The 25664-nt window shown below is 54.5% G+C and carries 26 protein-coding genes, 1 tRNA gene and 1 riboswitch; of the genes, 5 read left to right on the top strand and 22 right to left on the bottom strand.

The features are described from left to right. Window positions 1-26: 26 nt before the first annotated feature. The 3 genes from DSCA_RS20935 (at window position 27) to DSCA_RS20925 (ending at window position 1549) form a co-directional block, all read left to right on the top strand. Window positions 27-173 (top strand): hypothetical protein, encoded by a 147-nt coding sequence (locus tag DSCA_RS20935; protein ID WP_155318282.1) that lies wholly within the window; start codon window positions 27-29, stop codon window positions 171-173. A gap of 156 nt (window positions 174-329) precedes the next feature. Next, window positions 330-548: a hypothetical protein gene (locus DSCA_RS20930; protein ID WP_155318281.1), complete on the top strand. Its 219-nt coding sequence runs from the start codon at window positions 330-332 to the stop codon at window positions 546-548. A 533-nt stretch (window positions 549-1081) separates the two neighbouring features. Beyond that, window positions 1082-1549 (top strand): cache domain-containing protein, encoded by a 468-nt coding sequence (locus DSCA_RS20925; protein ID WP_155318280.1) that lies wholly within the window; start codon window positions 1082-1084, stop codon window positions 1547-1549. A 108-nt stretch (window positions 1550-1657) separates the two neighbouring features. Here the strand turns inward: DSCA_RS20925 and DSCA_RS20920 are convergent, their stop codons facing one another. After that, a complete protein-coding gene (locus DSCA_RS20920) occupies window positions 1658-2734 on the bottom strand; it encodes an NAD(P)H-dependent oxidoreductase (protein ID WP_155318279.1) in 1077 nt (358 codons plus the stop codon). Between the two features lie 235 nt (window positions 2735-2969). On the opposite strand from DSCA_RS20920, the gene DSCA_RS20915 reads away from it, so the two are divergent. Beyond that, window positions 2970-3473, top strand: a complete 504-nt coding sequence (locus tag DSCA_RS20915) for a hypothetical protein (RefSeq protein ID WP_155318278.1) — start codon at window positions 2970-2972, stop codon at window positions 3471-3473. A gap of 80 nt (window positions 3474-3553) precedes the next feature. Here DSCA_RS20915 and DSCA_RS20910 read toward each other — a convergent pair whose 3' ends face one another. The 15 genes from DSCA_RS20910 to DSCA_RS20840 form a co-directional block, all read right to left on the bottom strand. Further along, complete coding sequence (locus DSCA_RS20910; protein WP_155318277.1) at window positions 3554-3979, bottom strand: hypothetical protein; 426 nt, start codon at window positions 3977-3979, stop codon at window positions 3554-3556. 434 nt (window positions 3980-4413) lie between these two features. Further along, window positions 4414-5250: a PhzF family phenazine biosynthesis protein gene (locus DSCA_RS20905; protein ID WP_155318276.1), complete on the bottom strand. Its 837-nt coding sequence runs from the start codon at window positions 5248-5250 to the stop codon at window positions 4414-4416. 10 nt (window positions 5251-5260) lie between these two features. Beyond that, a complete protein-coding gene (locus DSCA_RS20900; RefSeq protein WP_155318275.1) occupies window positions 5261-5725 on the bottom strand; it encodes a superoxide dismutase [Ni] in 465 nt (154 codons plus the stop codon). 362 nt (window positions 5726-6087) lie between these two features. Further along, window positions 6088-7329 (bottom strand): tetratricopeptide repeat protein, encoded by a 1242-nt coding sequence (locus DSCA_RS20895; protein WP_155318274.1) that lies wholly within the window; start codon window positions 7327-7329, stop codon window positions 6088-6090. 153 nt (window positions 7330-7482) lie between these two features. Beyond that, window positions 7483-8055 carry a rhodanese-like domain-containing protein gene (locus DSCA_RS20890; RefSeq protein WP_155318273.1) on the bottom strand — a complete coding sequence of 191 codons (573 nt, stop codon included), beginning with the start codon at window positions 8053-8055 and terminating at the stop codon, window positions 7483-7485. Window positions 8056-8417: 362 nt separating this feature from the next. After that, window positions 8418-9254 (bottom strand): DNA ligase, encoded by an 837-nt coding sequence (locus DSCA_RS20885; RefSeq protein WP_155318272.1) that lies wholly within the window; start codon window positions 9252-9254, stop codon window positions 8418-8420. Window positions 9255-9499: 245 nt separating this feature from the next. After that, window positions 9500-10978, bottom strand: coding sequence for a leucine-rich repeat domain-containing protein (locus tag DSCA_RS20880; protein WP_155318271.1), 1479 nt, complete (start codon window positions 10976-10978; stop codon window positions 9500-9502). A gap of 902 nt (window positions 10979-11880) precedes the next feature. After that, on the bottom strand, window positions 11881-12870 hold the full coding sequence (locus DSCA_RS20875) for a beta-propeller fold lactonase family protein (protein ID WP_167527887.1): 990 nt from the start codon (window positions 12868-12870) through the stop codon (window positions 11881-11883). 288 nt (window positions 12871-13158) lie between these two features. Continuing rightward, on the bottom strand, window positions 13159-13503 hold the full coding sequence (locus tag DSCA_RS20870; RefSeq protein WP_155318269.1) for a hypothetical protein: 345 nt from the start codon (window positions 13501-13503) through the stop codon (window positions 13159-13161). A 10-nt stretch (window positions 13504-13513) separates the two neighbouring features. Next, window positions 13514-14137: a hypothetical protein gene (locus tag DSCA_RS20865; protein WP_155318268.1), complete on the bottom strand. Its 624-nt coding sequence runs from the start codon at window positions 14135-14137 to the stop codon at window positions 13514-13516. Between the two features lie 38 nt (window positions 14138-14175). Beyond that, entirely contained in the window at window positions 14176-14520 is a 345-nt protein-coding gene (locus tag DSCA_RS20860; RefSeq protein ID WP_155318267.1) for a putative signal transducing protein, read from the bottom strand. Between the two features lie 65 nt (window positions 14521-14585). Further along, window positions 14586-16196 carry an FG-GAP-like repeat-containing protein gene (locus tag DSCA_RS20855; RefSeq protein WP_155318266.1) on the bottom strand — a complete coding sequence of 537 codons (1611 nt, stop codon included), beginning with the start codon at window positions 16194-16196 and terminating at the stop codon, window positions 14586-14588. A 707-nt stretch (window positions 16197-16903) separates the two neighbouring features. Further along, on the bottom strand, window positions 16904-18013 hold the full coding sequence (locus DSCA_RS20850) for an LbtU family siderophore porin (RefSeq protein WP_167527886.1): 1110 nt from the start codon (window positions 18011-18013) through the stop codon (window positions 16904-16906). A gap of 116 nt (window positions 18014-18129) precedes the next feature. Beyond that, a complete protein-coding gene (locus DSCA_RS20845; RefSeq protein ID WP_155318264.1) occupies window positions 18130-19011 on the bottom strand; it encodes a sirohydrochlorin cobaltochelatase in 882 nt (293 codons plus the stop codon). 138 nt (window positions 19012-19149) lie between these two features. Continuing rightward, window positions 19150-19337: riboswitch (cobalamin riboswitch) on the bottom strand. A gap of 315 nt (window positions 19338-19652) precedes the next feature. Beyond that, complete coding sequence (locus tag DSCA_RS20840) at window positions 19653-20531, bottom strand: hypothetical protein (RefSeq protein WP_155318263.1); 879 nt, start codon at window positions 20529-20531, stop codon at window positions 19653-19655. Between the two features lie 77 nt (window positions 20532-20608). On the opposite strand from DSCA_RS20840, the gene DSCA_RS20835 reads away from it, so the two are divergent. Beyond that, window positions 20609-20833, top strand: coding sequence for a hypothetical protein (locus DSCA_RS20835; protein WP_155318262.1), 225 nt, complete (start codon window positions 20609-20611; stop codon window positions 20831-20833). Between the two features lie 214 nt (window positions 20834-21047). On the opposite strand, the gene DSCA_RS20830 is transcribed toward DSCA_RS20835, so the two are convergent. The 6 genes from DSCA_RS20830 to DSCA_RS20805 all read right to left on the bottom strand — a co-directional run bounded on the left by DSCA_RS20830 (window position 21048) and on the right by DSCA_RS20805 (window position 25419). Further along, window positions 21048-22253, bottom strand: coding sequence for an ImmA/IrrE family metallo-endopeptidase (locus DSCA_RS20830; protein WP_155318261.1), 1206 nt, complete (start codon window positions 22251-22253; stop codon window positions 21048-21050). Next, window positions 22234-22548 carry a type II toxin-antitoxin system HigB family toxin gene (locus tag DSCA_RS33325; RefSeq protein ID WP_407924257.1) on the bottom strand — a complete coding sequence of 105 codons (315 nt, stop codon included), beginning with the start codon at window positions 22546-22548 and terminating at the stop codon, window positions 22234-22236. Before DSCA_RS33325 ends, DSCA_RS20830 begins: the two co-directional genes overlap by 20 nt. 32 nt (window positions 22549-22580) lie before the next feature. Continuing rightward, on the bottom strand, window positions 22581-22916 hold the full coding sequence (locus tag DSCA_RS20820; RefSeq protein ID WP_155318259.1) for a tyrosine-type recombinase/integrase: 336 nt from the start codon (window positions 22914-22916) through the stop codon (window positions 22581-22583). Between the two features lie 161 nt (window positions 22917-23077). Further along, window positions 23078-23153 (bottom strand) — tRNA-Ala (locus tag DSCA_RS20815). A gap of 60 nt (window positions 23154-23213) precedes the next feature. Further along, window positions 23214-24365, bottom strand: coding sequence for a M23 family metallopeptidase (locus tag DSCA_RS20810; RefSeq protein ID WP_167527885.1), 1152 nt, complete (start codon window positions 24363-24365; stop codon window positions 23214-23216). Between the two features lie 547 nt (window positions 24366-24912). Next, window positions 24913-25419: a general secretion pathway protein GspB gene (locus DSCA_RS20805; protein ID WP_155318257.1), complete on the bottom strand. Its 507-nt coding sequence runs from the start codon at window positions 25417-25419 to the stop codon at window positions 24913-24915. Window positions 25420-25664 lie beyond the last annotated feature (245 nt).

Genomic DNA, 25664 nt, shown 5'->3' with positions numbered 1-25664 from the left:
GCATACCTTTACAGGAGGGACACGACATGGAGTGCATCATCACGCGCAGGGCGATTCAAGGGACCGCCCATGATGCGGTGCTTTTTCGTCAGCCATTGTATATCTTACTTCCCGACACGAACGCAAGTTCATTAAATGATGGCATTTTTGGGAAACCGGATCACTGGCGGTGATCGAATGCGGGCCGGTTGCCGGAGACCATTTGAAATTGGAACCGGTGGTTGCAGGCGACCCCCCTGTTCCCCCGGGGGTTTCGCAAAAAAGTTCAAGTTTCCGGCATAAATGCCGAAAGCAGGAATGAAATTCAGCACCGGAGGACGGGTTCCATCATGAGATCGGTTATAACCAAAGGAAAGCTTATCACGGCGGCGGTTGCCATCCTTCTGCTGATCTCGGTCTTCCTGGCCGGTGCCCATCGTGGCTACAACCTGGGGTACACCGACGGAGAAAACACGGCCAACGGCTGGTGGATCGATAAGAAAAGCCGCTACTACGAGTCCGCCGAGGTCAGGAAAAAACGCGTCCAACGAAAATACAATCAGATTTAAGCGCCCATCGCCCGCACCTGAGACACCAGCACCCCCTTTCCAGCCCGGCAACGGCCCACCCTGTGTGCAAATTTCGTAACCAAGGCAACGAATGCCATCCGGCAAAATAAAAAAGTTTATTAATTACAAATAGTTGACAGTTGGGCATGTTTTTAGCATAGTACTGGCTTTTAGTTCCCCGACAGAGGGCCGAAAGCCCTCCCGAAAAAGGGATCTTCACGAAAACATTATTGTTCCGCTGATCGCGTGTCTTCACGGCATAGAAACCTATCTGAACTGATGTTGCCGCGTCTGGTTTGATTCAGACACAGACTGTTTAGGGCCTCCCTTCTCTTTTCCGACACGCTTCGACAAAAACAGGCAGTCCCCAACCCCGCCGGAGGGTCGTGACGGCACATGGCGCCGTCCAGTTGCCGTCCGTCATGCCCCCATTCGGGGGAAGAAGGAGGTGATGTCAGCACGCAATTGTCCGGATCATGTTTGCTCCAAAGTGGAAATCTGCGGTCAACAACCAATCAAGAGGGAGGTACATCATGAAAAAATCAATTCAAACAACCGCCATCGTCATTATGCTGATTGCCTGCTTTGCCGCGCTGGGCTGGGCCGAAGGCGCCACGAAGGAAGAGGTGCTCGCCAAATGCGAAGCCGCGGCCAAGCTGATTCAGGAAAAGGGGGTGGAAATGGCCAGCCAAACCATCGGAGACAAGGAGGGGCCCTTTGTCTGGAAAGACACCTATGTGTTCCTGATGGATCTGGACGGCAAAATGATCGCCCATCCCATCAAGCCGGAACTGACCCAACGCGACAATCTGCTCCAGGTTGCCGATACTGACGGCAAACCCCTGTTTGTCGAGTTCGTCCAGGTGGCCGGCAACAAGGGGGAAGGCTGGGTAGACTACATGTGGCCCAAACCGGGCGAGGATAAACCGGCGGCCAAAAGCAGTTTTATCCAGCGGGTCAAAGGCACCCCTTACTTTGTGGGCGCCGGTATTTACAAATAACCGATTGAACCTCGACAAAGCCAGCGCAGCAGCCCCGCGCTGGCTTTCTTTTTGCCGCGGCTGGCCGGCGTCGCCGATGACGGAAAACCAGGCGGGAAGGCGGCAAACTTATTTTTTCGCGGGGCCTTTTAACAAGCGAAGCATCAAGGTGAGATCGCCGATGACGCTATACTTTTTCTCCAGGAACATCTGCTGCCCGTCCGCCTTGCCGGTCATGATGTCCATCCACAGGTTAAAGGGGGTCTCAATCGTGAGGTCGGGGGTCCCGGGAGTTCCTTTGCAGGCGCCGACAGCGCCCTTTTCAATGGTGAAATAGCAAGAATCGTCCACCTGACCGGAAAAGGTGAACTGCAGAACCACCGCTCGGTCTCCGGCGGCGTCGGCATTCAGGCCAAAGGGAAAGATGGCCATGAAGCTTTCAAGGGAATCGGGCCGCGGGACCATCTTCTTTTCCCGAAACATTTTTGGTGTCACGCCTTCGGCAATGCAGGTTTTCCAGAACAGGTCACCCATTTGGGCAAACCGTTGAGGATCGACGAGCGGCTGCCGAATCCGTGCCATGGTCGCGGAGGCGATTGCCATGGACGCCACCAATTCCCGCCCCGCCTGCCTGGTGGCATCCAGGATGTCACCGGCTTTATCCTCAAAAAACGGATTCATCATCGTTTCGGCAGCGGGCCGGTAGATCTCGGCCACAATCGAAACGTCCCTGTGGCGGGTTCGATTCAAATAGTCCGAGAGGGCATCAAATTCAGAGTCGTTGGGGAGCCCGCACACGGACAGCCACACCGCAGGCGGCACCCTGTTTCTCAGCGGGTGAAAGAGATGCCCCGCATCATCCTGCTCGAAAAAAGGCTGAATCGCCGGCAGGGTCCGCTCCCTGAAAATGCTCATAACCCCGTTCACGGTGTGGTAGTAAAGTGGGGTGGCATATACCGCCAGATCGGATGCCAGCCATCGGGGGAAAAGATCAGCGGTCATATCATCCTTGTGGATACACTGGCCGGGGGTTCTCGTCCAGCAGGTGAAGCAACCGATGCACGGGTTGATTTTCTTCTCGCGCAGGTTCACCACGTCGACCTCGGCACCGGCACCACGCATGCCCTCGACGAGATGATCGAGCATCAGTTCGGTTTTACTCTCTCCGCCGGTACGCGGGCTGGAATTGATGGCAAAGACTCTCATTTTTTACTCCTTCAGCCAGTGGTGGATCGGATCCGGGGACAACCTGTCGGCGGGTCACCGGCGATTGACGTTGGTCACCATTGTGGATATCATGCATGGATACGCGGGGTCCGCACGGTCAACGCTGTGATCACAGCGATCATCAAACAGGACTTCCATCCATTTCGATGGGCAAGCCGTTGTTCGCCATAATGGAAAAGCCAGCCGCTGCTGGCGATGCTTGCGGGGGGAGAACATGCCAAACAGAAAAAACACCGGAGTCTCGCTGATCGACCGTTTTTCCCTGAAAGAACGCATGATCATGCAAGTGGGCTGGTACGGGTTCATGACGATCGGCACCTTCGGGATCTACAGACAATCGCCTGTCTGGGCTGTGATATATGTGATTTATTCCCTGCTGGCATTTGCACAGGTCATCCTGCCCGGCCTCTGCGCCCACTGCCCCTATCCGTCCATGCATGCCACCTGCCTGTTCCTGCCGCCGTCCCTCCTGAGCCGATTCTACCCCTATAAAGGACCTCGAATGCGAACGATGGAAAAAATCTCCGTCGGGACCGCCATGGCAGGGCTGGTACTCATGCCGAACATCTGGCTGGTCAGGGACCCGCCCCTGCTGGCGCTCTTCTGGCTGTTCGGCCTGCCCATCCTGGCGGTGTTTCCCGTCCATTACTGCAGGCGCTGCCGCCACTCCGGCTGCCCGATGAACAAGGTTCCGGCTTCAAACCCGTCGGACGTTTAGACACCGCGCCCGTGCGCCTCGCTGCCATAAAGGCAAACCCAACGGCAGAAACAAAGAATCGTTCGTAACAACAGCGCCCTTCAGACGCGATGTTTGCCCATATACCGGATAAGTCTGTCAATTTCCTGCCCGTCGTAGTCCAGCCAGGAAAGCGCCTCTTTTACATCATAAAAAATACGCGTGTCCTTTTTGATGTCGGTCAGCAGGCCGGCATAAATTCGCGCCATCTCATATATCAGGGGCCTGGCCACCACGATGGCAAGCAGCCCCCTCCTGCCGGCGGATCGCTCTTTACCGAGTTCAGACAACTGAACAAGGCCTTGAACCGTCACGTTGCTCACGTTGTCAAGCTTGCGGGCATCGGCCAGCTCCCTGATATACGTCATGCCCTTGGCTTCAAGGTTAAAGCTGAGAATGTGAATCCGCAGGCTGTTGTCATCAACAATCCCGTAACACTGCGTAAATGCGAATTGGTATTCAGGAAAAAAGTGCCGTGAGAAACCCATATCAGCGTCCTTCTCTTCGAAGCGATTCAACAGGGAAAAACAGATACCGCGTGGCCAGGAAGATCCGTATCGCCAGTGCGTTCAGCCGGCGACGCGGCGGTGGACCGGTTCAAGGTGAGAAAAGAGTCGGTCAGCCTGCATGATCGTTGTCCATAGGAAGATTCCCCCCAAGGATTAAGTTTCGGCCGGATGCTGTTGGGCGTATGGGTACAAGACTCGGCTGTCTTGACTTTTTTCGGACTGCGGAAAGCGCTGTTGAAATACAGATAAGCCTATTGGGTGTCGCCACAAATGTAAACCCTATATTTTCACGTCGCCACGGCGTCATCCAACGGCAGGAATACCAGGGCGGATCCGGATCAAGCCGCACCGGCTTTATATAACGAAAAAACCCGAGCCCTTGACAGGCGACATCTGTCCTTTCCGTCACCCGATCACAGCCTGACAGCCGTGCCGGAAACCACGATCCCGCCGATGGCAGGGATCTGCACCACAAGTCGGCTGGGGCGTCCCATGTGGTCGCCCTGGTACACCCGGATCGTGGTCGGCACCGAAATGAGGCCGGCCGACCGAAGATAGCCACCCAGGGCCGCGGCGGCGGCACCGGTGGCGGGATCCTCAACCACCCCGCCGACCGGAAAAGGATTGCGGGAATGGAACACGTCGTTGCTTTGCCGCCAGACCAGTTGCAGCGTGGTGAGTTTTTCCCGAAGCATAAGCCCCTTCAGGGTGTCGAATGAATACTCGAGCTCGGCCAGCCGATCCGCGGCGGCGACGGCCATCACCAGATGCCATGCACCGGCGTAGGCCCTCGCCGGAGGTATCGCGGCGTCGAGTTCGTCACGTCCCCAGCCGAGTGCCGAAAGGGCCTCGTCAACCAATGAATCCGGCGCCGGTGAATCCACGGGTTCGACGGATGTCAGCGATGCCTCACGCACGCCATTACGGACGCCCACGGACACCGGCACCTCACCGACAGCGGTTTCCAGCGTGTAGGTGCCGTCCCCCTCGCTTTCGCCCAGCAACACGCCCGTGGCAATCGTGGCATGCCCGCAAAATGAGACTTCCGCCTCGGGACTGTAGTAACGGACGCGACGGCGGCTTCCGGTGGCAGGCGCCACGAAAGCGGTTTCGGAAAAACCGACTCCCGCGGCGATCTCCTGCATCGTGCCGGAGTCCGGAAGCGTCTCGCCGATCCATACGCCGGCGGGATTTCCCCCTTCGGGGCGAGTGGAAAAAGCCGCCAGTTTATGAAGTGCTCCCGGAGTCATGGCGCATCTCCTAATGATCGTGTTCAGGATAGTAAGACGACAGGGCGTCTACACGTTTGGTCAGGATTTTCGCGTAGGACACATCCGCATGTTGCTTGGCCTGCATGGCGGCGACGATCACTGCATGATGGGCTGCCAGTCGCGCTGCATAGTCTTTTTGACCGGGCTTGACGCGTTGGGTCAGGAAATAATCACAGATCGTGGCGATGATCTGCTGGGCGTGCTTTTCCTTATTCATCACCCAGCGCACCAATTGGTTTTGCGATTGCGCATCGGGCTTGCCCGCCAACTCGGCAATCAACCGGGCGGACTTGTCTACCGTCGCGGCATCCTCGCGCATGGATCGGACACGCATGTGGTCATCATATATCCCGCATGGAATCTGGCAATGGGAATGACCGGTTTGGGGTGACAGCAGAATATATCCGGCCACGGCAAAGGCAAGCAGCGAAATAAGCGTGTGATAGCGTTTCATCGTCGTTTCCCTCCATTGAATGGCTTTAATTTTTTAGTATAACCATGGTACGGCCGGTCCACAACCGGAAGGGGGAACACGTCACCGGCGGACGGAAAAAAAACGTGGACAGGGGGGCTGCATGGAAAATGGAATCGGTAAAAAAGACAAGGCCCGTAAACGGGCCTTGTCAAGAGGGAGGAGTGAGAAGCGTATTACCACTGCCAGATAATTAAAGCACATTAGATGCCAAGCGCTTAATTTTTTTATTTCCTTTAATATCAAACACTTTTTGCCCTGTAAAGAACCATGCATGCAACCTGTGTCAATTTATCCACGCCAGACCCGGCCAAATGTGTCAAATTTTGAAACCTGTAAAAAGATCAATCGTTTCCCGGGGCCATCCGTTCGGCCAGCGCCAAAAATCGCCGGGCTTCGGTCTCGTTGCCCAGTGTGTGGTAAATACGGCTGACCCTGGCGTAATACGCGGAGGCCTTTTCAGGAAAGTCCTGGGCCAGGGACAGGTAGAGCTCCAGGATGGCCGTGTCGCGGTTGCCGGCGGCGAAGGAGAGATCGGCCACTTTTTCCTTAACCAGGGGATCGATGCGGCTTTGGCATCCGCTGCAGTGGCCCATGATCTCCTGATACATCCGAAGCGCATGGTCCGTTTCACCCAGGGCCTCGTGGGTTCTGGCCAGCGCGCCGGCCATGGATTCGTCCCAGCCATAGGTTGCCAGAAAATCGCGATAGAAGGTCTTGGCGGCGTCGAGATAACCGGCTTGAACGAGGGTTTCACCCTTGAGGATAAACACGGCCCGGGACGCCGCCAGCTCTGATGGAATCGCCGCCAGCAGGGCATCGGCCCGGTCGAAGCGCCCCTGTTCCCAGTGTATTTCACACAAGAGCTGATAGGCCGGCAGGGCGTCCGGGTGGTGGTCCAGCAGCGCCTCCAGCAGCTGCCGGGCCTGGTCCGGCCGATTGAGGTGAAGGCGGGCGGTGGCCAGTTCAAGGGGGATATAGCTGTCCGGCGCGTCCTGCGCGTCCAGGGCTCGGACGAGATACCGCTCGGCAGTCTCGAAGTCGCCGTTGTTCAGTGCAAGATAACCGGTTTTAAAATCGGAACCATACCCCAGATAGGCCCGTCGCACCGGGTCGGGCAAGGTGCCGCACAGCGCCCTGAATTGTTCATCCGGCGCCTGGACGGGCCCATCGTCTTCCTCCGGCCCCCACAGGTCTTCCGGATTCGGGAGCACCGGCCGGTTCTCTGCGGCCCGAGAGGCCTCGATGGTCCGGAGTTGCTCGCCGAGGGCCGCTTTCAAGGATGCATCGCCCGCCAGCTCAAGGGCCAGCGCCACCAGGTCCAGGGCCTCTTCAAAATGACCGCTTGCCGCCAACTGCGCGGCATTCCGGTGATGCTCACGGGCCAGCGCGTCCCTGGCGCCAGCGATCTTTCCCGCAATCCTGGCCAGGCCCGCTCGATCCGGCGGGGCAACCGCTTCCAGCTTGCGACGGGCATGTTCATATTCAAGCTTGGCCTCTCCCCAGAACCCACCGGCGCCCAGGGCATCCCCTTTTTCTTCAAGCCGTTCAGCCGTCGGACCCGAAAACAGGTTGAACCATGCCATGGTCAAATTCCTTTGCGTCTATGGGCAGCCCATTCGGAAGAACCTTCAAAAAAAACAAGACGGGCCTTTTGTGAACTGGCGGTCAGGTCTACCCGCCGGCAAGGCCCGCCTGCTGTATTAATAACCTGTTATGTGGCTGGTTTCAAGTCGATGCTACTGCGTTTGATCAGCTTTGTAGACTAATGTCTTGTCAATATGGTAGCTCCAGGGCAGCCCTTCGTTTTTCCATCCACCGAGTTTGCGCTGGCCATCGAAAATACTGTTGCTGTTCGAAATTTTATCCCCTTCGAAGCCGCCAAGCATATTGCATACGCTTTTGGGATCCCATCCGGCGTTGATCGCTGCCTGGCAGGACAGACAGCTTCTTTTTCCACTGCGACACATGAATATCAGTTTGTCGGTGGCGGGATCGAACCGATCGAGCAGGTCCTTTTCATAATTGGCATTATCGGCCATTCCGTATTTTTTCTTGCCGAGCTTTCCGGTCCAGAATTTCCTGGGTATGTTATATGCGCCCTCGGGATGACCGATCAACTGGTATTCAGCCCTCGTGCGGGTATCGACGATAAAGGTGTGACCGGGATCTTTCTGCACCATTTCATAGGCCTGCGAAGGGGTGACATTACCGCCTTCGTGATCGACTTTGACGGTATAGCGATACCCCGCCCATGCCGAACCACTGACAAGAAGCAGACATGACAACAATCCCAAAATTGATTTTTTCATTCCTCTTCCTTCCGTTGGTGAATAGTTGATTGCGTTTGCCACATAACAGGCCCATCTGCGATTGTCCGCAGAATTGGAGGCTGGTGTATATCGCCCGGTTTTGAGCAAAAGGCCTAATAACAAACTCCAACAATTTTGGCAAATGTGCAAAACATAGCGAGAAAAATACCGCGATCGGGAAGAGATGAACGACCGTGTCCGAAGATTGATGCAGAGAACAGAGCCGGCAAAACACAAATGATTCTAAATGATTACTGGACGCTACCATGACAGGCCGGGCACGGCTGATTGGAACAGGGGAATCCGATCTACCTTACGGCGCACCGTGGATGCCCGTTATCCTGCATCGCAGTACGACACGCTCAAAAATCGTCCCTGACCCGCAGGAAGGAGGGGAATTTGGGAATGCCCGACTGGTAAAATCCATAGTGCTTGAAGGTGATCAGGGTTCCGACGGGTGGTGGATTTTCCCTGGTCGCGTCGGAAAAGCCGGTGCCTATTTTGAACCTCGTCCGGCTGCCCGGAAGTTCTACCACCAGGGATCCCATCCGGCCTTCGTTACGCCCTTTTCCGGATAGATGCGCGACAACCACGGCTTCCATGTCCGCATAACTTTTTACTTTCAGGATGTCCCGGCTTCTGCCCGCGGTGTAGAGGGAACCCCGCCGTCTGAGGATGAGCCCTTCGCCACCCAGCGCTTCGATCCGTTTCAATTCTTGGGATACATGCGCATGGCTTTCAACCGGGCGGTGTTCGATGACAAAGGCGTGATCGGAGGGGTGCCGGTCGAACCAGTCGGCCGCCTTGCGCAGTCGATTCTCAAAGCCCCCGCCAGCCGTCGGGACATCGAAGACGGCGAATTTCAGCGCCAGCCAGCCGTCGTGTGCCTCCTGTTGCCTGACGATGCCTGCGGTTTTTTCGAAAGTATTCCGACCGCCCCATATTTCCCCCTCGACCGCAAAATCGGGGAAATTTCGGGTGAAGGCCGGAGGGGCATGAAACAGCGTCCCGTTTTTTGAGAACAGTTGCCGCCCGTCCCAATAGCCGCGCACCCCGTCGAGTTTTTCACTCATCAGCCAGTTGGATACCGCCATGCCTTCATCGTAAACCCGCGGCAGCATGAGTTCGAACGCCCGCGTGTCCGCACCGGCGAGGCCGACGAGGATAGCCATGCAAATGATTACTTTTTTTATCTGCATCAGAGAATGCACCTCTCCGGTAAAACCGGCAGGATCGTCCTGACAAGCGCCGGCCCATCCGCCTGCCCGAGTCGGGTATAACGGGCTGCCGGGCTTTCTCGACAACCCGTGTTCCCAGCTTTTATTGCCCGCATGGGCGTTTTCCGTTCCTTCATGGACGATCGCCAAAATAAAGACGATCGCAGATGGGCCGTTTCCACCCTCGAATAAAAGCAGGTTTCATACCAAAGCAAACGGACACTCGATCAATCGTCAAGCAGCAGGATGTTCAGGAAAGGCAGAGATACGGCGGGCAGGGGTGTCTGGCAGCTTTCCCAGTCCGGCTCCAGGTCATTTAAAAACTGGCGCAGGGTCTCATTGTCGGTATAGAGGTGATTTTCACAAATTCTCAGGAAAAACAAACTGTTCAGGTTAATCAGTTCCGGCGGAATGCTGCCGGCCAGCCGGTTGGACAAAAGCCACAGGACACCAAGATTGGCAAGGCGTCCCAATTCGGCGGGAATGTTGCCGCTCAACTGGTTATACTGCAGATGCAGGCTTTGCAGGTTGGAGAGATCGCCCAGTTCGGCGGGAATGCTGCCGCTCAGCTGGTTGGCGGACAAAAGCAGGTTCTGCAGGCTGGCAAGGCCTCCCAATTCCGGGGGGATGCTGCCGTCCAACTGGTTGGATGAAAGTTCCAGATAGTGCAGGCTGGCAAGGCCTCCCAATTCCGGCGGGATGCTGCCGCCCAACTGGTTGGCATTCAGTTCAAGGCGCTCGAGGCGGGTCAGGTTGCCCAGCTCCGGCGGGATGCTGCCCGTCAGTGCATTGCCGGTCAGCAGCAGGCTTTCCAGGTTGGAGAGATCGCCCAGTTCAGCGGGAATGCTGCCGCCCAACTGGTTGGCATTCAGTTCAAGGCGCTCGAGGCGGGTCAGGTTGCCCAGCTCCGGCGGGATGCTGGCCGCCAATGCATTGCCGGTCAGCAGCAGGCTTTCCAGGTTGGAGAGATCGCCCAGTTCGGCGGGAATGCTGCCGCTCAGCTGATTCAGCGACAGGTCCAGATACTCCAGGCCGGCAAGATTTTTCAATTGGGGTGGAATGCTGCCGGTCAACTGGTTGAAATAAAGCTCAAGCCGCTTCAGACCGGACAAATTTCCCAATTCCGGGGGAATGCCGCCGCTCAGCTGGTTGTCCATGAGAAACATGCCTTGCAAGTTGGCAAGAGCGCCCAGCTCCGAAGGGATGCCGCCGCTCAACCGGTTGGAGTATAGCGAGAGGGTTTGGAGGCGGGAAAGATTTTTAAGCGCCGGTGGGATGCTGCCGGTCAGTCCGTTGTCGCCAAGATTCAAATACTCCAGGAGGGAAAGATGTCCCAATTCGGCGGGGATGCTGCCGGTCAGCTGGTTGACCCACAGTTCAAGGACCTGAAGGTTGGCAAAATCTCCCAATTCGGCAGGCATGCTGCCGGTCAGCTGGTTGTCGATGAACTCAAGCGCGGTTACCCGGTTTTCGTAGCAGCCCACCCCATACCAGCTGCATTCGGTACCGGGCATGGCAAACCCGTCGGCGGCCAGCGGCGGTGTTTTCCACCCGCTGTTGTCCGACCAACGGCTTCCACCGGTAGCGGTGTATAGAGCAATCAAGGCATTTCTTTCCAGGACTGGAATCGCCGAACTGGCAACGGAAAATGTGCCGGGCAGCAAAAAAAACAGGGTTAAAAGGATCCATCGCGGGCATCGCGTCATTTTACGCCTCCGGAAAAAGGTGGTCGACACCAACAGACACGCACCCGGTCGTTGGTGAAGCGGCAGCCGGTCAATGCCGCTGGCGTCATCCGTTCATGTCACGAAACATGCCATGATGAAATCAGGAAACCCGGTAGCTCGAACAATGGCTCGGAGAAGACGCTTAGATCGGGGTCAGCTGTGTTCGCCTGAAAGGGGGCAGGTGGTTGTGGAATCCTTATCAACGGCCGTCTCACCGGTACAGCCGGGATTCAACGGTTCAGTTTCAAATCGTATGGAAAGCGAATCAGGTCGCCTGGCAACCATTGGGTTGTGTCGTCGTTAATCATCGTTATCCCGGATCGGGAAGCCTCCCGGTCAGCCAATCAGGCGTGGGCATGTCGCGTTCGCTCGCCACAATCCAGTTCGTCCGATTCATCCTGAAATAAGTATCTACATACCTAATTGGTCATTCATGCGGTCATTGTCAAATGGTCGACAGGACCGGAGACCGTCGTGACCGTGAAGGGGGTGGCATCCGCAGGCTGGTTCATGCAATCATCGCCCCAGGCACACACCCCTTGGACACAGCCAAGGTGACAATTTGTGAAAACGATGGTGACAAAAAATGTCATAAGCCGCCCACCCGGCTTTATAAAATACTGAATTATTTATAAATATTATGTCGGTACAAATTTTGCTTTTTACCCTCTGTGGAGCGAAACCGGAACCGATTCAGCAGGGTTGACCGTATGCCGGCGCCCTTTTGCCTCAGGGAGTCGGATCAAACCACTGAAGGGCTTTCTTTTTCGTTCCTCCTTCTAGGGCAAGACCCCTGCTCAGGGTCTTGCCCGCCTTTTTTCCGGCGGCATCCCTTGTACCGTCCTTGAAGGCATAGGCCGAAACCAACTGCTGCCTCAATTTTATTCGATATAGATGATTGCCGTCTTTCCGGTTGTGGTCTTGATCGGAAAAAACAAACCCGACCGTTCAGAAATCCGGATCACCGTAACCGTATTGTCGGCGCTGTTGGCAACGTACAGGTATTCGCCATTCGGCGTAACGGCAACGGCGGAAGGAGCATTCCCTGTTGCGATGGTTGCCACCACGGTGCGGGTGGAGAGTTCAATGACCGATACGCTATCATCGGATAGGTTGCTGATGTATGCGCATGACCCTTCAGGGTCAATGGCCACCCCGACCGGTTCATTGCCCACCGGCACCGTCCCTTCAACACTGGTGTCCGCCGTTGCGACGATGGAAACGGTATCCGATATCCGGTTGGCGATACATGCATAGCAGCCGTCTGGTGTGACAGCGATGCCATGGGGACTGCTTCCCACGGAAATGGTGCTCACCACGGCATGGGTGGCCGTTTCAATCACCTTCAACTGATTGTCAGCCCACTTGGTGACATAAATGAAATCCCCGTCCGGGGATGCCGCCATGCGGGTGGGACCGCCACCGACCATAATCAGATCAATCATTGCATTGACGGATGTATCAAGGACCCCGACCGTATAAGAGGCCGGGTTGGAAACATAGACATATTGGCCGTTGGGCGTGACGGCCATGCCATAGATATTCATTCCTGCTGCAATGGTATCCACCTCCCTATGATCGGCGGTTCGGATCACCGATATGGGGTTGCTGCCGGCGTATACACGATTGCCGTCAGGGGTCACGGATACGGCATTGGGCGCATTTCCCACGCCTATGGTGGCGGCCAGCGCATGACGGGAAAGCCGAATCACCGAAACGGTGTCGTCATGTTGATTGGTGATGTATGCAAAGGCGCCGTCGGGGGACATGGCAATGGCGGTGGGAAAATCGCCAACGGAAACCGTCGCGATGAACTCCGGCGCTGCGGCAGCGGTTATATGCCAGGCCATGATCAGGGAAAGTGCAACCACGGGGGACAACCGGCGCTGCGGACGGCGTTGTCTCCTTGCTTCCATCCTGAAAATAGCAGTGGGTCTGAACGGTTTAAAGAAGCAGCGTATAGGCGTCATTTCAGCCCTCTCCAGCGATTGGATGTCTATGGTTAAAACAGGTTATCCCGCGTCGGGTGAAGGAGGGGCTGAACAGGCGCTTTAACGGATGGCTGGCCAGGGCTCAGCGAAAGGAGAAAAACAGTAAAAACCGGCGCCGGATAAAATCAGAGCAAGAACCGGTCACGCTTTTTCAGGCGGCCGATGCGCCTATGGCAACAGCGCCCAGCCAAAAGCCCGGTTGATGGCAGTTGCGAAAACGCTGGCGATCGCATTCCAGATACGCTCGGCGATCTGCAGTGTCACGATCGCGACCGAACGCAATCTTATGCGGGCAAGCATTTTCTGATCATCCAGGAAAACTTTGGCGTCATCTTCATTATATTCTCCGGATGCTTTTTTCTTGGCGATAAAGACAAGGTCGTTGGTGAGGCTTTGTCCGATATTTTTCACGATTTCCTGAACCTCATCCCAATTATCCGTAACCACAGCTTTGGCCGCGGCGACCGCCTCGTCAATGACGTTTCCAAAATCGACACCGTTAATCGTGGCCATTTTTCACCTCTCACGGTTCCTGATTGCTGTTTTTAAAGGCTTCCGCTTTTTGGATTGCCAGGATGGCATTAAAAATCAGATTTTTCCGACCGTCCCAGTTCGCTTTTTTCAAAATCAGGGTATCCCGTGTCAGCGATGGGTCGGCGTGCTGTGCCTTCCACCTGGTAACGATACACTTCAAATCGATATAGTTTCCGGCCGTCAGGCTGGTTTGCCCGAAGGCGTCCGATAAGCCTGCGCACACCGAAGGAATATTGCTTTCGATCAGTTCGTCCAGTTTCTGTTGAAGTTTTTGACCAGCGATATCGATCTGGTCGCTGCTCGCCATGGCGCGTAAAATCAGTGCCTCGGCGTCAACGATCAGGTCGCTGTATCGGGCTTCGAACTTTGAAAAATGCCCTTTATGTGCTGCCGGGTTGGTTATGGCGGCTCTTTCCTGATCCGTTCGCGGACTCACGGACCGGCCTTCTTCGACGATGCCGGCGGCCTTTACATAAAACGCCTCCGTGCTGGCGACCAGGTTCTCATCATACGGCGCCACCAGTGTTTTTACGCAGCCGGCAGAAAATACCGATACCAGGAATGCCAATAACAGAAGCCGAAAAAAAGATTGACGCATCGTTTCCGTACTCATGCTGATCTCCTTTCATAGGATCATGGCGGGCGCCATTTTTAAGATTTACCTCCCAGGCTGATTCCAGTGACAGATAAATCCACGTCCTTCAGCAGTTCAAGCGCCTCGGCCTCCTGATCTTCCCTGACCATCAGTCTCACCGGGTCGGCTAACGGCCGCATGTACAGAAAATGCTCGCCCTTGAAAAAATACTGGATGCCTTCACTTTCCAAGAGCGATTTCAAAAAGGCGACGTCCGCCGGGTTGTAGGTGGCAAGCACCTCTTTGAAATTGACAAATTCAGGCTCGGGTTCCGGTGGCAGTGCGTCGACCAGATCGACGCCACAGTCCGAACAGACATGAAAGCCGTCACGATATTCCGCTCTGCAATGGGGGCAGAACATAGCATCTCCACATTGACGGGACCACTTCAAGAGGTCGCCACGATTTCAATGGTATTACAACCGGATCAACGGCCCAGCAACAAAAAGAGGACACCGGGATTGAGCGATGGTTTCGTTTGCCCGAGATCCGGCCGGCCGTTTCGAAAAAGATTGCCGCGACCGGTGGGCCAGGGCATTGCGTTGTTGCCGGCCGACGCCACATCCCAGATTTGAACGCCGCCGGACCCGGATCCCAGCGTATCCTTTAAGGAAACAATAATTTCGACCGCTCCGTTTTGGTCCACGTCGGCCAGCGTCGGCGGACTCATGCTGCCCCGCTTTGATAATGCGGTTTTGTATAGCTCTGCCCCGGCAGCATCAAGCACGATCAGATGGGAAACCGCCTGTGAAGTAGAATAGGTACAGAAAATGATTTCCGCCACGTCGTCCTGATTGAGATCGCCCGCAACAGGGCCCGAGGCGCCGATGAAAGGACCGCCGGCCGTGTCGAACGTGTACATCCATAACAAAATGCCGTCCGGGGAGTAGCAGCGCATTTTTCCGTCATAGGACGGCACGATGATTTCCGGACGATCGTCACCGGCAATATCGGCGATGGCCGGTGCGGGCGCCACCTGAACGATGTTGTTTTCATATCCCGTATAAAGGGGCATGGCGGAGCAAATGGGACGTTCGAATCCCGATACGCGCGTCATGTCCGGATTCAACACCCACAGGCAGTTGCCGCGATTGACGTATTCCCCGGCCAGTTCGTGGTCCGAATAGAGAATCACCTCAGGCAGGCCGTCGCCGTCCACATCACCGAACACCGGCGGGGAATCGGTGAACTCATCCCGATCGCTGCCGTCCGGCCCCCAGCCCTGTATCGCCAGGCGGACGTCATGAAACATCGGCACGGCGCTTGCCGGGACCGGATCAGGATCGGGGTCCGCCGGTTTCCAGAATATCGGGTTGGCCGGGAACGGGCGACCGTCGGCATACATGATCCCGATGTGACAGATGTCATAGGTACTGACCACTTCAGGGCGTTTATCGCCGTCCAGATCGACTGCGCCGACATTCTGATTGTACCCGCCATAGTCATTGCATTCATTACAATCCTGAACCTGGGGCCACCCCGCAACCACGCTTCCGTCAAGATGCCACGCCACGGTGACCGGACCGCTGGACGTCTTGACCGCCAGAATCTCGGATGCGCCGTCCAGGTCCAGGTCCACGGCCGCCAGGGATCGGATTTCACTGCTGGCGTTCGGAAAGGCCTGCGGCCAGCCCGGCAGGAGAAAACCGAAATGGTCATACACCGCAATTTTATTGCTGTAAGCGATGGCGATCTCACCGTCCCCGTCGCCGTCCAGGTCGCCCACGACCGGGGAGGCATACTGGCGGCTGGTGCCATGGTCATTGGCGGATGACGCATTCTCACCGACCGGGGCCCGCCATTTCAATGCGCCATTTGCATCCCATACATAGGTTACACTGTGTCTGGAGGCGATAATTTCGTTGAGCCCATCCTGATCCAGATCGAACACCGCCGGGGACGCAAACCAGTTTTCATCCCAACTGGCCGGCAGCGTCATTCTCAGGGTCGGCGCCGTTACCGGTTGGGCATGGGTCACGTTGGTGACCCAACACAAAAATGCCAGCAGGAAAAGAGTTGCTTTAAAATGACTGAACATACGACTCTGCCACGAGTCCCTGGTAATTTGGCCTCATGACATCGAAAAGGAGGCCACCCTAGCGGTCTTTGCCTTTACGGATCAGGGAATCTGTATTTTTCAGGATAAGGCCCCGGTCAACCCCAGCCAGAGGATCAACCCGATGATGGACATAACGAAAATGGTAACGCCCAAGGCCATCCAATCTTGTTCCGTCATGATGTCCTCCTTTAATTGGAATCCATCGGCAGGAAACGGTCGAACAACGGATCCGCATTGAAATGGAATGGAATGGAACGGGAGGGGAGGGCATCAGGACCGGTGGAATTTCAGATGTGAAAAGAAGGGAACCAATCAACCTGGCCGGCATGGCATTTGCGCCTCTATCGTTCCCGCCACTGTTTCAAGTGTAATTGCATCGGATTTCCACTGTCAATATCATTCTGCCTGCAGGGATGACGCTCTCTCCGCGAGACCATTCCGGTGCGGGTGAGGGCCGCCCGGCAAGGGCTCCAGGCAACACCTTTACAAACCCTCGAAATGACAGGGGCGTATGGGAAGAGACAGGAATTGTCGGTTGCCCCCCAAATTGATTTAAGTTGGCTCTGTTCATGAAGATCGGAGCGTCCAGAAAGGCAAGTTTGCATCGTTATTTAAAAGGCGCAACCGGGAGACATTCGTGTCAGGCCAGGTGCGCCTTTTTCAGATCAAGAGATTTCGACGTTGGGTCAGAATTCTATGGCCAGCTGGGCGGTAAAGGCATCCTCTTCGTCGTCGTTTTCGAACTCGCTGTGGGTATATTCAAAAGATAGGTTGGTACTCTCGAAAATCCCCAGCCCGAAGGCACCCAGGTAACGGGTTTCCGGAAGGCGGTTCTGGGCTTCATCCGTTCCTTGAAGGGCTGCGGCAACCTCAGCTTCTTTCTCCCCAATGGAAAAGGCGTAGCAGACCTCCAGGTTCCAGGCCGAGATTTCGTCTTCATTGAACCGGTCATCGGCCTCGTCGATCCATTCGATATCATCCAGTGCGGTGATATATTCACCGATAAAAGTTAGCGACCCGATACCGACGACAGCATAGGTCCCCATACCTGCGGTATATTCGTTGAGTGTGAACCCGCCGTCATCGATCACATCCTCCCAGCTGTCGCCGTCGAGCAGATTGTTGATGTAGCTGACGCCCACATCAATGGAGAAGGCGTCGCTCTCCATGGTGTAGCCGGCATTGGCTCCGAAATTATCGATGAGGTTGTCATCTTCGCCGGCTTCGTCGACGTCTCCATTGAAGATGAACGCCGACCCATGGAAACCGCCGGTCTCCACGCCCACCTGGAGCGAGGCCTCTCGGGTTTCGGCAATCTCCAGGGTCAGGGGATCGGAGATCATGTGGGACTCGAAATTGCCGAAGGGAACGTACATTTCACCGACGATCAGGTAGGCGGGGACCACGTCTTCACCGCTGAGGGTGATGGTGGCTTCATCGACCACGATATCTTCGCCGTCTTCGTACAGAAAGAGGACGTGCCCCAAAACATGCTTGGCGATGTCGGCATCGATGCCCAGTTCCACAGTGGCCACAGCAATGTCGCTTTCGTCGCTGCTGTCACCCCCGTTCTCATCAAATCTGATATAACCGGCCTCTGCCTCGATGAGCCCGCTCAGGGCGATGCGCTCGTTCCACCTGTCGGGGAAAATCCCGCCTTTTTGGTCCAATTTCTTTTCCAGCTGCCCGATCCGTTCGGACAACTCCTGATTGGACAAGGCCTCTGCATATACAACAGAGGAACAAAAGGCCATCCACATGAGCATGGCCGCAAGAATTGATACTCCTTTTTTCATCGATCGTCTCCTTTTGAAAAGAAAGCCAACACCTTCATAAAAACGCGGCTGAAAAAAGAATGACCGTCGAGCATGAGCTGACGGCATCGCGTTTTATGCGTGCCCCGGTTTGCGGTTTAGAAATGACCGAGGGGTCCGCCCGCATGGTCCACCCATATGTCCACGAATGCATCGAATTCGGCAGTCCCCTTGAGAATGGGAACACATTGGATGCCGGCCTGGGTGAAAATCGATTTCCAGGAGTCCGGTTCGTCTCCGGCCATGTCGTTCTTGGCATGATCGCCGGCAACCGACATGAAGGGCAGCAGGTAGGCCGTTTTGATTTTCTTCTTGAGGATCATCTTTTTAATCAATTCGACATCCGGGTATCCTTCGACGGTTCCGACGAAAATGTTGGAATCCGTGAGCTGCAGCTGAAACATCAATGCGGCGTAAAACGCGTTGGAGGGGTGGTGGGTACCGTGGCCCATGAGCACCACGGCCTCGTTCTTTTTCCGTTGCTTCGGAATGGTTGCCAAAATGGCGTCCACGGTGCGCGCCATGTCTTTCTGCGTGGCCATCAGAGGGTAGCCCAGAATCACTTTCTGGAAGCCGCCCAGGCTCCTGAAAGCTCCCACCGTTTTTCGCAGGTCGTGATATTCCGCGCCGCCGATGGTGTGCAGGGATTGGACGGCAACATGGGTAAACTTCTCATCCAGCATTTTGGCCAGTGCAATCTCGGGAGAGTCCAGCTGTTTGCCCTGTTTGGCAAGTTTCTCGCGGATGATGTAGGATGTGAAAGCCCAACGAACTGGGATGTCAGGGTAGGCGGCCTTGACCTTTTTGTCGATGTTGTCAAAGGAAACCTGGGCCGAAGCTTCGCTGGACCCGAAAGCGACCAGCAAGATGCCGACCTTTTTAGGTTCCTGGTCGCCGTGTTCATGGCCGCTGGACGCCAAAGCAAGACCGGTTGTCAGAAAAACACTCATCACCAGAACCAACCAACGCCACTTTTTCATAATGCACGCCTCCTTTAAGATAATTGTGTTAGATGCCTCCTGGCATAAAAAAACCCTTCATGCAGACATCAGCATGAAGGGTTGCACCCAGTTTTCTTGGCCCTGTCGAATATGTCACCGGCCCCTTCCATCGGGGGGATTCCGGCTCTCTTAAAGGCAGGTCTTCTGGCTTTCGGATCGTCCTACTCTCCGCACCTTCCCGTTTCGTTCACAATCGAAACAGTGGCATTGCGGATTTCGTCCCCGATTACAGCGGCGGGACCGCTCTCGACTTTAACGAGATTCCCTATTAAGCCCATTACGGCGCCTTTAAGGGAAAGAGTACTATCGCAATGAAATGAAATTGTCAAAAAAATTCATCCATACCCGTACCGTCCTGATTGCAGAGCCCCCCTTTCCTCTCATCCCCTCAGGGCCAGATACTAAGCGCAAAATGTCGCCTCTCCTTATTCTCTCGACCAGTGTCCATATCTGTTGCGAATCAAGTCTCGGTGAGATGTCGAATACAGATTATTGACCGCCTTCGCCTTCCACTTTGTGTACGTGGTGGGTGAAACAAGGACCACTTGAAGATTGTGGGGGCGAACAAATTGAAAACCGGCTGGTCGTCCTGCGGGTTTAAAGAAATTGGTGGAGATGAATCAGTCATTAAACAACAGTAACGGTATCCAGGGCATCGATTTCGGTTTTGCATCCCATTGCAGTATAGGGGTCATTCCTCCTGTAAAGTGTCCCTCTCCATTGAATCTGATTCCTGTAACGAACGCGGTAGCATCTTGAGGGTCAAGCCCCAAGCTTTCCTCGACGCCTGATATTCGAAACATTTCAACGCCTTCCGCGCCAAAGAAATATTCAGTACCCCCTTCGATTTTAGTTTGATAAACCCACTCGTCATCGATCAAGTAATATAAATCAAAGAATCCGTCTCCGATATCAGGAAGAAGAACCGAACTGAATAATGGGTCTCCTTCTCCAACCTTGAAATCGTAACCGATTGATATCCACGGATCGAGGAAATACATGTCATTGGAGTTCACACAAATGTCAAATTCAAATACGGCACCGTAATTGTCATTCGGGTTCAAATCGACCGACACCATCGGCATATAGACTTGATCCGTCATGCCTGGAATTTGGCTGTACGGCGTATATTCCACGTACATTCCTGAACGGCTCTGTGCTATTTGGTTGTTTGACCCGAAGTCCTCCTTATAGATAGTGTCCTCTGCCATAACTGCAATCGTATATTTTTCCCCGATGATTACGATATCGTCTGGCAACGTGTGTTCGTTGGCGTCTAAGGCCAGGGCATCACTGGTGTAGATAATATTTCTGGTGCCTGATTCAAAAACACAGACCCTGAACTGCTTGGGATCCCCCTCATCAATGGTGGTATAATCCCACTTGATGGTTGGCGTGATGCCCGAACTGACAGTAGGATTATCCACCAAGCCAACGATGGGCGCAGTGACCGCGTTTGTTTCAGATTCATGCACAAATCCACCGTTTGTCGCGGTCACACTTATTTTTCCAATTTCACCACAGTATCCACCCCTGTTGATCGTTTGGTAGCCGTTATATTCCGCTGGTGATGGTAATGGGTAACGCCAATATCCATGAATCATTTCAAGTTGATCGGGAGCTTCAAAGGAACTGGGAAGAGGAGACAGGTCTGATAAAACGCTGCGGAAAATTGTCTGTTCGTAACGCTGCCAGCGCGGCGCTTTTCAATCGAAATATTGACAGCCCATTGTCCATTATTCACCAGTTGTTGGGGATGAGCTATTATTATGTATCCGTTGAGTTGTATTTCCTTCATTGATTTAAATCCATGTCGTCGATAACGCATTTATCAGGATCGCCAAAGCATTCAAAGCGCCCTATGACTCCTTTTCTTTTTGGTGACTTTTCGTGTTCACACCAATGCTGGAAGTTACTCCAGGGCTGTGATGGGTTGCGATTTCCCCTAATCAATTGCCTGGATGTTTGCGTACCACCAGTACTTTTGTAAAATTGACATTTTTCCATCTTGGGCCTTAATTGAAACATTTAAAATTTTTTCGAACTTCACCCTGACCAAGTTGCCTTGATAAAATACGATAATTGTCCTCTTCAAAACGTATCCTGCCAGCCACAATAGAGCTATGAACGTCAGCTTTCCTTGCTAAGGCAACAACATCCTTAATTTTTCTTGTTTTTCTTGCAGGATGGGAAAGCCACATTTGGTTGGGAATCAAGGATTCCTGGGCAACTCTATCAGCTTCTTTCTCAAAGTCATCTAAAGCAACCCTTAGATCCAGATCATCAATTATACACTGCCCATCGAAACGGTGAACATGGCCCAACAATAAATGTGAAAGCTCATGGGTTAAAGTAAACCAGAAATTGTCCAACCTGTCATGCCTTATGCTTAAGGCAATTATCGGTGTGCTATTCTTGTTTAAAAGTACAGCACCATCCAAATATGTCTTTTTGAAATGAGGAACAACAACCATCTTAATTCCTTTGTTCAATAGGAATTCTTTTGCGGCAACAACTCCATTGGATAAAACACTCAGATGCGCAACTTTCGAAATGAACTTATGATCTAACTCTTCAAGGTTGAACTTTGTCTTAAGCTCAACTTTATTGGCCTCGGCCAAAACACTCAAGATCCAAGCCTTTATTGAATAGGGATTGTCTTTTTCGTTTCTCCTTGAGCCTTGGCGAAAACAGGCGGCCTTATCTTGAGAGAAATAATCGTCTGCCCCTGCTTGAGATGCAAGGTCACGCATTATTTCCTCTGCTTGTGTTTTGTGGTCATACCCCGAAACAATACCTCGATTGACAATTTCTTTAATGGGGAAGCTGCCCCAATCGACAGCTTCTCCATCAATAGGGAAAACCGAGCCATCTTGAATAAGGACCTCAGCTGGTATTCCAAGATGTCCGTGAAGGGCTCGAATCATTGATAGCGTCAGTGTCCGTTTCCCATTCAAGACCTCGGATACTTTTGAGCGGCTTCCCAGGTAAGGGATAAGATCAGCTTGTTTAAAGCCCCTTTGGTCCATAACGAACTTAATGGCTTCAATGGGAGTGGGTAAAGGAACACGATGATAGTCATCCTCGTACACCCCAACTAGCGTCAGCAGGACATCAAGTTCGTTACCTTCGGGGGTTCCAGACTCGGCACCCCAAAGTTCCTCGATGCGAGTAAGGGCGGCATCATAATCCTTTTCCGTTTTAACAGGGTGGATATTCATGCTTCACCTCCGATGGGTTAATGTTATCGTAATCTTTATGCCTGCCAAACCACTTTATAAAAACGACCTGGCGACCAAAATCAATACTGGCTATGAACCTGTATTGATTGCCTTTTATATTAAAAACGATACGATCAGGTTTGACGAAATCCGCTGAAGGGAACACCCTTTTTAAGTCCGGCAGATGCTGGAATTCCGCTTTTTTAATTAGAGCGACCCATGTCCTGAGAGCGCTATCTGCATCAGGATAGCATTCGCGGTAGGCGTTGATCGTTCTGGTCGCGATTATATGCATGTAATGAACATTATGTTCCCAAAATGGGAATGTCAAGAGTATTCCCAAAAAATGAACATTGAATCACTTTTAGAACAAGGTTGAAAAACAATGAAATCAGGGCGTACGTTCAACACTTCATCGAGCATTGTGCGGGCCATTGCCCGGAATCCATGACCGGTCATCTCGGATTTTTCAAAGCCCATGCGACGGAGGGCAGCAAGCACCGTATTGTTGCTCATCGGCCGTTTTTTGGTTCGTGCACTTGGAAAGACGTAGCGGCCGTCACCGGTCAAAGGCTGTATTTCTTGCAGGATTTCAGCGGCCTGGCTGGCCAGAGGGACAAGGTGAGGTAGCATCAACTTCATCTTTTCTGCAGGGATAGCCATGAGCGTTCTTTCGGTTTTAGGGGGACCTATAAAAGAAAGTACACCCCCAAAAACGCTGGCTGTCAATGGATTTTATCGGACGCTGTTGGACGCAAGAAACGAAAAAAGCCCTGAAGATTCAGGGCCTTTTGTGCTTAGTCGGACTAAGCTGGATTAAGATTTGGTGGAGATGAGGGGGATCGAACCCCTGACCTCAGCGTTGCGAACGCTGCGCTCTCCCAGCTGAGCTACACCCCCATAATTGGTTCAGGTCTTTCGACACTTATTTAGGCCTTTTTGATCAGGAGGTCAAGTGAATCAATGGTCCTGGCTCAGCATCACCAGGCTGTCTTTTTCCTCCAGCAGGCGGTCCACCAGCAACAGCCGCTCGTCCACCGTTTCCTTGAATTTGGCCAGCAATGCGGGCTTCAGGGGTTTGCCCCGGCTTTTCTTGACCTTGTTGGGGTTCATGGGCTTGCCGTTCACCCGGACTTCGTAGTGCACATGGGGGCCGGTGGCCACGCCGGTCTGGCCCACCCGGGCGATGACCTCGCCCTGCTCCACCAGCTGTCCCCGCTTTTTCAGCAACCGGCTGCAATGGCCGTAATAGGTCTGATAGCCGTTGGGATGCTTGACGATGGTCAGCTTGCCGTAGCCGCCCTTCCACCCGGAAAAAGTGACCCTGCCGTTGGCCGTGGCAAAAATGGGGGTGCCGGTGGGCGCCCCGTAGTCGATGCCGGTGTGCGCCTTGTAACGTTTGGAAACCGGGTGGAAACGCCGGATTGAATAGCGCGATGTCATTTTGCCGAACTTGACCGGTGTGCGTAAAAACATTTTTTTCAGCGGCTGGCCGGTTTCATCGTAATAGCCGTCAAACTGGCCGTCGTTGAATAAAAAGGCGGAAAAGGTCTTCTGGCGGCCCACGTACCGGGCGGCAAGCACGTTTCCGTATTTGACAAAGGCGCCGTCTTTGTAGCAGCGCTCATAAACGACGGCGATGCGGTCGCCCTTGCGCGGATACAGGTAGAAATCGATATCCCAGGCAAAAATGTCGGCCACCAGCCCTGAGATCTGCTGGGTTTCGCCGCTGTCGGCCACCGCCTGATAAAGGGAGGTCTCGATGGTGAAGACCTTGGCCACCACCTGCCGATCCAGGGAGATGTGCCGCTTGTGAACCCGATAGCCGCCCTTGTCGTCCTTGACGGCCTCGTATTCGTCCAGCGGGCTGGTCTTGTAAACAAATTTTTGGATCAGGCGCTGGTCGTCGACGCTTACCTGGTAGAAATCCTGGGGTCGGGAGCAACGAAAGTCGAATACCGGTTTAAACGATCTGGAGAGGGAGAGAATTTCCGCCGGCGGAATATCACAGGCCGTCAGGGCCTCGTACAGCGTTCCGTTGCGAATCTGCCCTTCGACGACACTGACTGCCGATGGCGGTGGTGCGACCGGGTGCACAAGGGTCGCGTTCACGGGCAGGGTCGCCTGAAAACCGGAAGCCCCGCACGGCGGGGGCGAACAAAACAAGACCATTCCCAACAACGCGAGGCAAAACCGTCGTGCAAGCACATTACATTTCCAGCGCATATTCTTTTTTTCCTTTCGAACCGTCAACCCGTCTCAGCGAGGTTTCGGCCGACTCTGTCGACAACTTTAGCTTGCATGAACGCCTACTTAGCAAATGCAGAACGGGTAATCAACCGGTTTTTCAAGCATTTCTTTGGTTTGAGGCCGTTCTCACGAATTTTTTGACGGCTGTCAATCGACAGGGAAAACGGGCGGGAAAGCCTTGGCTGGCGGGTTCGCAACCGTTTCGAAGGGCGTCCTCACCGCGCAGGCGATTAACCGCAATCATCTGATAATAATTGCTATTTAACCTCCCTGGGGATGAAACAAGAAGGGTATCGAACCGCTTTGCGGATCCATCGTCAAGTGCGGAACCGGTAAGACGCGGCTGACGCCGATTCGAGGTAACCGGCCTTGCGAAGAAAACAGCGCCGGCGCCGGTATGCCCCCATGGCTAACGGACCTTGAATTCCACATACCAGCGGTTGGCGCCTTCAGCCAGCAGCACATCGTCCGGGTTGATCTTCACCACGACGATGTTGTCCAGGGAACCGCCTTCCTTGATCAGACGATTGTTGATGACGACGAACCGTGCCGCGGCTTCCGGCGCCCATACCAGCGCCTGCAGGTCGATGCGCGGATCGTTTCTGAAGGTTTTCCCGCTATCCGGCGGCTCCGGGACGGGCTCTACGGTCTTCGCGGGACGGGGCTCGGGAAGGGCCGGGGCAATCGACGGTGCGGGCTGGGGGGCAAGGGTCTCCCGTCGGGCGTTCACCGTCGGTTGCGGGGCCGATGGCACCATTGGCGTCGGTGCCGGGCTGCCGACAACCGGGGACTGCTTGGGGGGGCGAGCCGGCGGGAGGGGCGACGCCGTCTCGGTCGGCGGCGCATCGTCCGCGGCCCGGCCCGGGGCGCCCGCCTCCACGGCTGTCGCCGATGGCGCATGCTGTTGGGAGGCCACGGCCACAGCGGGCTTGGGCGGCGGTGCCTTGGCAGCGACAGGCGGTCTGCTGTCGTTCGTTTGGACCGGCGGCGACGCCTCAGGACGTGGAGAACCCGGAGATCGGACCTGCCACACCACCGCGGCGGCAACAGCGAGCAAACCCACCAGACCGAGCGGCACCCACCACCAGCGGCGACGCTGCCGGCGCGGCGGCTGGTCAGGCAGCGGAAGCCATGGGCTATCCTTCTCCCGATCCGGGGAGG

Source organism: Desulfosarcina alkanivorans, assembly GCF_009688945.1.
Lineage (GTDB): Bacteria > Desulfobacterota > Desulfobacteria > Desulfobacterales > Desulfosarcinaceae > Desulfosarcina > Desulfosarcina alkanivorans.
Note: the sequence above shows the minus strand (reverse complement) of the source record. Positions and strands in the feature narration are given on the sequence as shown.